The sequence below is a fragment of the uncultured Rothia sp. genome (genome assembly GCF_963544205.1).
Lineage (GTDB): Bacteria > Actinomycetota > Actinomycetes > Actinomycetales > Micrococcaceae > Rothia.
In genome coordinates this window covers 478,414-485,619 of sequence record NZ_CAUUDY010000001.1, presented here as the reverse complement: position 1 = coordinate 485,619, position 7,206 = coordinate 478,414, and the positions used below count along the sequence as shown (strand labels likewise).

The window sequence follows — 7,206 nt, the reverse complement described above, 5'->3', positions numbered from 1 at the left end:
AAGATAAAAGACATCACCACGGTTTCTGATCCCACCGCATCCCACCTCCACTTGGGGCGCGCACATTAGCCGGAACCATCCGGCCCAGCTTCCCCGACTCAATACATCTGAGTCGCTTCTTTGGAAGACCGAACTTGTTCGGACTGTGCCCCGCCTGCCCCAGACGCAGGCGGTGAGACCGAGAAACTCTGAACACAGAGGAAAGGACGGACAAGTCATGCGCATTGCACTCTTCTCCACGTGCATCGTTGACGGCATGTACCCCCGCGTAGCACGCGCCACCGTCGAAATTCTTGAGCGCCTGGGCCACGAGGTTGTCTTCCCCCCGAACCAGACCTGCTGCTCTCAGATGCACGTCAACTCCGGCTACTTCGATGACGGTTACGAAGTCATCAAGAACCACGTTGAAGCTTTCGACTCCTGGGACTGGGACGTAGCTGTTGCACCCTCCGGCTCCTGCGTTGCTTCCCTGCGTCACCAGCAGGCAATGGTCGCACGTAGCCGCGGCGACGAAGCGCTGGCTCTGAAGGCAGAGCAGATTGCTTCCCGCACCTTCGAGCTTTCCCAGCTGCTAATCGACATCCTGGGCATCACCAACGCTGCCGAGCAGCTCGGCTCCTACTTCCCCGAGCACGTCACCTACCACAGCTCCTGCCACGGTATGCGTATGCTCGGCCTGGGCACCCGCCAGCAGGACCTGGTCCGCACCGTCGAAGGCATCAAGTACACCCAGCTCGAGGGCATGGACCAGTGCTGCGGCTTCGGTGGTACCTTCTCCTTCAAGAACGCTGACGTCTCCGGCGCAATGGTCAACGACAAGGCAGACAACGTTGAAGCAACCGGTGCTTCCGTCTGTACCGGCGGCGACTGCTCCTGCCTGATGAACATCGGCGGTGCGCTGATGCGTCGCGGCTCGGACGTTCAGACCATCCACTTCGCTGAGATTCTCGCATCCACCAAGGAAAACCCGCTCAAGATTAACTCCGAGCGCGTCGAGCTCTCGATCGGCTAAGGAAAGATAAGACCTCATGACCGCTATTCAGCTTGGTATGCCCAAGGTCGTTCACTACGGCGAGGGCAACATTTTCGAAGAAACCCCCTTCCCCAAGTACGCGAAGGAAGAGCTCAAGAACGAGCAGCTACGCGCCAACCTGCGCTTCGTGACCCACGCGATCCGTAACAAGCGCGCACGCGTCACCGCAGAGGTGCCCGACTGGCAGGACCTGCGTAACACCGGTGAGTCCGTCAAGAACTACGTTCTGGCGAACCTGCCCGAGCTGCTCGAACAGTTCGAGCGTAACTTCACCGCCGCAGGCGGCCACGTGCACTGGGCACGCAACGCCACCGAGGCGAACCAGATTGCTCTGGACCTGATTCGCGAGCAGGGCGTGGACGAAATCATCAAGATTAAGTCCATGGCAACCGCAGAGACCGGCCTGAACGAATTCCTCGAGGAAAACGGCATCAACGCTATTGAGACCGACCTCGCGGAAGAAATCGTCCAGCTCGGCCACGACCGCCCCTCCCACATTCTGGTGCCCGCAATTCACCGCAACCGCCGCGAAATCCGCGACATCTTCCTGCGCGAAATTGAGGGTATTAACCCGGACATCACCGATGAGCCGGCAGAACTGGCAGAGGCATCGCGTAACCGTCTGCGTAACAAGTTCCTGAACACCACCGTGGCAGTCTCCGGCACCAACTTCGGTATTGCTGAGACCGGTACCCTGACCATCGTGGAGTCCGAAGGTAACGGCCGTATGTGCCTGACCCTGCCCGACACCCTCATTACCTTCATGGGTATTGAGAAGATTCTGCCCACCTTCCAGGATTACGAGGCATTCCTGCAGCTGCTGCCCCGTTCCTCCACCGGTGAGCGCATGAACCCCTACACCTCCATGTGGACCGGTGTGACCCCCGGTGACGGCCCGCAGAACATGCACGTCATCCTCATCGACAACGGCCGTACCGCCGTTCTGGCTGATGAGCTCGGTCGCCAGGCACTGCGTTGCATCCGCTGCTCCGCTTGCATGAACGTGTGCCCCGTGTACGAGCGCGCAGGTGGTCACGCCTACGGCTCCACCTACCCGGGCCCCATCGGCGCGATCCTGTCCCCGCAGCTCTCCGGTATTGAGGCTGCAGAGAACAACTCGCTGCCGTACGCATCCTCCCTCTGTGGCGCATGCTACGAGGTCTGCCCCGTGAAGATTAACTTCCCCGAGGTCCTCGTGCACCTGCGCGCTAAGGACGTCGAGTCCAAGCACGCTATCCGCGAGTTCGAGGGCAACAAGAAGGCTCCCTTCTCGCAGATGGACGGCATGATGCTCGGTGCGAAGAAGCTCTTCACCTCCGGCAAGATGATGTCGATTGCAGAACGTGGTCTGCCCATGTCCCGCCTCATTAGCGGCCGCAAGCACAAGATCACCGCTGTTCCCGGTATCGTCGGCGGCTGGACCGCATACCGCGACATCCCCGAGCCCCCCAAGGAATCCTTCCGCAACTGGTGGAAGAAGGAGAAGGGTCAGGCTCCGGCACGCGATAACGCACAGCGCGTTGACATTCAGGCCCTCATCGAGGCTAACAAGGGTAAGGCAGCTGAAGCGGCTGCAAACGCTAAGGCTGCTCAGGAAGCCCGTGAAGCTAAGGAGAACAACTAATGTCCTCTGCTAAGGAAGATATCCTCGCACGTATCCGCTCGTCCCTGGCTGACGCACCCGTCGCCCCCGAGCCCGTACGTAACTACCGCCGCGTCAGCGAGCTGAACGAAGAGCAGACCATTGAGATGCTCGTCGACCGCCTCATTGACTACAAGGCAAACGTGTTCCACGCGAACAAGGAGAACATCTCTGAGGTCATCGCAGAACGCCTGGGCGAAAAGTCCACTTACGTGGTTCCCGAGGGCCTGAACATGGAGTGGCTGCCGGCTGACACCGCTGACCGCAAGCGCGTCACCGACTCCGGTAGCACCCTCAAGCCCGGCTGCCTGACCCTGAAGGAACTGGACGCAGTTGACGCTGTGGTGACCGGTTCGACCGTCTCCTGCGCAGAGACCGGCACGATCTTCTTGAACACCAACCCCGATGAGGGTCGCCGCGCCATCACCCTGGTGCCCGACCACCACATCTGCGTGGTGCCCCGTTCCACCGTGGTGGAGCTGGTTCCCGAGTCGATCGAGCGTATCACCTACACCCGCCCCGTGACCATGATTTCCGGTCCGTCGGCAACCAGTGATATCGAGCTGATCCGCGTGGAGGGCGTGCACGGCCCCCGTACCCTGGACGTCATCATCTACGACGCCTAAGGTAAAGCGCCAGAAGGCAAACCTCTAAAGAAACCGCCCGAGAGCTAAGGCTCCCGGGCGGTTTCTTTATGCCCTCTTGGCTTCTGCATCTTTCAGAGCAGTAGAAAGCGGCGGAGAAGATAAGCGAACGGTGGCGGGCCCATGTTTCCCGCCACCGTTCTGTGCTTTATATGTTCAGCGCTTTATAGGGTGGTGTATCGACGGTTAGCGTCGTAGCGCCCCGCGGGGGTGCTTAGGCGCGTGCGTCGAAGTGCTGCAGACCGGAGTCCTCGCGGCTACCGCCCTGGCCATCGCCAACATCGTGGTAGTCCTTGATCCACTCGATCTTCTGAACCCACTTGACCATCTTGTAGCCGTGCATGGAGTCCGCACGCAGACGCAGCGGGCCACCGTACACATCCGGCAGGGGCTTGTCGTTCATGCCCCACGCCAGGATGGTCTCATCTTCCATTGCCATGGAGATGTCCAGGCACTCGTAGTAGGGTTCGGTCGGTCGGCCGTCGTAGGTGTGGCCCACGTGGCCGAAGGAGGTCACCATAACGTAGCGTGCCTCGTCGGTTTTCTCGACCAGTGCGAGAACGTCGCGCAGGCGCACGCCCTCCCACTTGGCGATGCCGGTCCAACCCTGCATGCAGGTGTGCATGGTGATGTTGACTTCCTTGCCCAGCTGCTTGAGCTCGTCAATGCTCAGGGACTTGGATTCCTTCACCAGGCCGCCCAGCTCCAGGCGGTAGTCAACGAAATCGTGCTCCTTCAGGCGGTTCCACTCGGTGCTCTCACGCTCTGTCGGCGGGCGAGTGTTAACCCAGTGGAAGGGCGAAATGTCGGCATCGGTGAAGGTCTTCTTCTGCACCTGACGGGAGGTGATGCGGTCCAGCAGGACGTTACGAATCGGCTGGGTCAGACCCCAAATGAAGGTCTGAGTGAATCGCAGGTCGCGCAGGGACCAGTAGGATGCGAAAATCCACAGAGCCACAGCGAAGACAATGCCGCCAATGAGCATGGTGACTGCCTGAGCGAACTGTGCTGCGTCCACCTCGTTGTAGGGCTTGTTCAGCATCATGTGGGCGATGTTGTACTGGGGGTGAACCACGAACACCAGCGCCACGTGAATGACGGTGAAGACGCAGTAGAACGCCATGCCCAGGAAGTGGATGGAACGTGCGGTCTGGCGGTTACGGAAGAGGCGCACGTAGCCGGGGAAACGGCCGCAGAATGCCGGGCTCATAATCGGGCCGGTTGCAATCATCAGCGGTGCCACGATGAACACCACGGTGAAGTACATAATCTGCTGCAGAGCGTCGTACGGCTGGAAATGCTCAATCGAGGGAATCTGGAAGCCAGCGTAAATCTGGATGGATTCCCACGCCTGCGGGATGATGTCCCAGCTGGTCGGGACGATGCGGCGCCACTGACCGGTCAGGAACAGCAGGGAGACATATACCAGACCGTTAACGATCCAGATGACGGTCACCAGCGCGTGCCATGCGCGGCCCAGACCAATCTGAGCCTTACCGGGCAGAGAAATCAGGGGAGACAGGGTGCGCTGGTCATCGCGGGCAGTAAATGCGCCGGGGGTGGTAGGGACCTTGTCCTTGGTGAACTTGAGCCACTCGGAACCCGGGGTGCAGTGGTTGTTCCAGTACAGGCGGGGGTGAGAGGCGAGAACTTCCCAACCTGAACGAATCAGGAAGCCCATCATAATGAAGTTGATGAAGTGCGTAATTCGGAGCCAGGCCGGGAAGTCCAGCTCTACGCCACCAGTGCTCGCGGTGAGGAGTAGTTGGTGCATGATATTTCCTTCGGAAATGACTGTGTGTGCAGACAATCGTTAGGATTCAGTGCGAGGCCTTGAGATAAGAGGTTAGAAATAATTACCTTTCTGAACCATATGATCCTCCTCCGTGGTTGGGAGCCGCCGGGGGTATCGTCGCGGATACTCCCGAAAGGGGCGCCTCCCGTGTGTGAGATGGGAGGTGCGCCAGCTCCCGCTGGGGCGGAAGCGGCTCTGTGTATGTATGTTGGTTTATGTGTGTTTTAGGGAAATTCCCTGTCCGCTTTCAATTTTATAGGACAAAGTGTCAGTCGAGAAAGCTAAGACACGTCATGTTCTGTAATATTTGCATAAAAAATCCGAATTTAAGGAAGATTCTCATCTTTCCGCGGTTTATAAGGTCACTCGGGTGTAAAAAACCCACCGCAGCCTCAAGAGAGGATGCGGTGGGTTTTGATCATATATGTGGGATGCATGTTGGTTTGCAGGGTCTTATCTGCCTGGTATTGTGTGGTTTTATAAAGCTAAACCCACATAAGGTTGGGGTGACTGTAAGCGGGATCCCCGCTCAAACCGGTTCATCAACCCAATCTTGAAGGACCGAAGCGCAACCCGGCGTCGCCGCAGCTACTTCTCCCCAGAGCTCGCAGTCTTCGCAGAGCCCGCAGTCTTTGCAGAGCCGGGCTGAGCATCAGCCTGGGACTCAGAATCAGACTGGGTCCCAGCGTCAGACTGCGACTTCAAACGAACCACCGGAATCATGCCCGTGGTCAGCTTCGTCTGAGCATTACGCTGAGCCTTCAACGCGTTCATCTGCTCCTTACGGCTCGGCTCCTGCTGAGCCGGTTCCGCAGAACCAAACGCCTGACGAATACCCAACGCCCACAGCGGGAACAACAGAACCGTCAGCGCGCCACCAGCCACCAGCAGAGAAGCCGTTGACTCCTCCAGAAGATCCGAACTGGTCGCAACCTCCGTCACCGCCACAATAATCGGCAGACCCGCAGCCGAATACAGAGCCAACTGCGCCTTCTGCGCGCGCTTAGTCAGGCCCGAACGGGTATCGAAGAAATGCTCCGCCAAAAGAACCGGAACACCACGGCACAGCAAAATACCCACCACCACGGCAAGCAGACCCAGAGGATTCGCAAACACCGCAGACACATTAATGCCCATGCCGCTGACCACGAAGAACAACGGAATCATGAACGTAAAACCAACCACCTCAAGGCGGCGAGTCATCATATGCAGAGCCGCCGGAGGAGTCAGAGTACGCAGAATCAGACCCGCCGCAAACGCACCCAGCACCGCATCCAAATCAAAGAGCGCGGTGCACATAATCAGGGTCGCCAGCAGGAACATCGCAAGACGCAGAACCGTCTGGCCGGTCGTATTCGCCTCCGCAGCCATAATCTGGCGCAGACCCGGCACATGCGCAAACAAGCGGTGGGGAATCAGTGCCGTAATCACCGCAACCACCATGAACGCCAGCAGCACCACAAACGCCATGCCCGGCGAACGCGACGACAGCAGCAGCGAAATAGCGAAAATCGGCAGAAGCTCACCCACAGCGCCGTGCACCAGCACCGCATTACCCACCGGCGTACCGGCGGCGCCATGAGACTTCAACATCGGCAGCAGCGTACCCAGAGCCGTAGAACTCAGCGCCACACCCACCGCAACATACGTATTCAGCTCACGCGAGAACGACGTAATAACCGCCGCACCCACCATACCCAGGGCAAAGCACACCACCCAGGTGGCAATAGCGCTATAACCCTGACGGCTACGCAGCGAGGACACGTTAATCTCAAAGCCTGCAATCAAAAAGAGCATGCCCAGGCCAAGCTCCTTCAACAGCGGGATACCACCCTCACTGCTGGCAAGGTTGAGCATATTGGGGCCAATGAGCAGACCAAAAATGAGCAGGAAGACCACATCCGGGATCTTCTTACCCGTCAAGCGCGAAAGAACCGGGGACAGCAACGCAACCAGCGTAATCCAAAAAATGGACACAAACTGGCCGCTATCGTGGCTCGACCCTTCCGAGAGAGTCGTACCCGAGGCAAGAAGAGCACCGGAAGTTCCCCAATCCGTCAGAAAAAGAGGGGAGAAAGTCGAAAACATAAAA

General features: G+C 58.6%; 5 protein-coding genes. 3 read left to right on the top strand and 2 right to left on the bottom strand.

The features are described from left to right. The first annotated feature begins 217 nt into the window (after window positions 1-217). From RWZ58_RS01980 to RWZ58_RS01970, 3 genes are read left to right on the top strand one after another with little or no spacing between them, the layout of a single operon-like run. Complete coding sequence (locus tag RWZ58_RS01980; protein WP_005504630.1) at window positions 218-1,012, top strand: (Fe-S)-binding protein; 795 nt, start codon at window positions 218-220, stop codon at window positions 1,010-1,012. Between the two features lie 16 nt (window positions 1,013-1,028). Next, a complete protein-coding gene (locus tag RWZ58_RS01975) occupies window positions 1,029-2,657 on the top strand; it encodes a LutB/LldF family L-lactate oxidation iron-sulfur protein (protein ID WP_070665979.1) in 1,629 nt (542 codons plus the stop codon). Beyond that, complete coding sequence (locus tag RWZ58_RS01970) at window positions 2,657-3,301, top strand: LUD domain-containing protein (RefSeq protein WP_049351951.1); 645 nt, start codon at window positions 2,657-2,659, stop codon at window positions 3,299-3,301. Before RWZ58_RS01975 ends, RWZ58_RS01970 begins: the two co-directional genes overlap by 1 nt. A 232-nt stretch (window positions 3,302-3,533) precedes the next feature. On the opposite strand, the gene RWZ58_RS01965 is transcribed toward RWZ58_RS01970, so the two are convergent. Together RWZ58_RS01965 and RWZ58_RS01960 are read right to left on the bottom strand one after the other, a co-directional pair. Further along, window positions 3,534-5,093, bottom strand: a complete 1,560-nt coding sequence (locus RWZ58_RS01965; RefSeq protein WP_311449087.1) for a molybdopterin-dependent oxidoreductase — start codon at window positions 5,091-5,093, stop codon at window positions 3,534-3,536. A 609-nt stretch (window positions 5,094-5,702) separates the two neighbouring features. Further along, window positions 5,703-7,202 carry a cation:proton antiporter gene (locus tag RWZ58_RS01960; protein WP_314657037.1) on the bottom strand — a complete coding sequence of 500 codons (1,500 nt, stop codon included), beginning with the start codon at window positions 7,200-7,202 and terminating at the stop codon, window positions 5,703-5,705. Window positions 7,203-7,206: the final 4 nt, after the last annotated feature.

What these genes read in the sequence shown, in the direction of transcription:
- RWZ58_RS01980 (WP_005504630.1), top strand. Translation starts at nt 218, where the DNA reads ATGCGCATTGCACTCTTCTCCACGTGCATCGTTGACGGCATGTACCCC.
- RWZ58_RS01975 (WP_070665979.1), top strand. Translation starts at nt 1,029, where the DNA reads ATGACCGCTATTCAGCTTGGTATGCCCAAGGTCGTTCACTACGGCGAG.
- RWZ58_RS01970 (WP_049351951.1), top strand. Translation starts at nt 2,657, where the DNA reads ATGTCCTCTGCTAAGGAAGATATCCTCGCACGTATCCGCTCGTCCCTG.
- RWZ58_RS01965 (WP_311449087.1), bottom strand. Translation starts at nt 5,093, where the DNA reads ATGCACCAACTACTCCTCACCGCGAGCACTGGTGGCGTAGAGCTGGAC.
- RWZ58_RS01960 (WP_314657037.1), bottom strand. Translation starts at nt 7,202, where the DNA reads ATGTTTTCGACTTTCTCCCCTCTTTTTCTGACGGATTGGGGAACTTCC.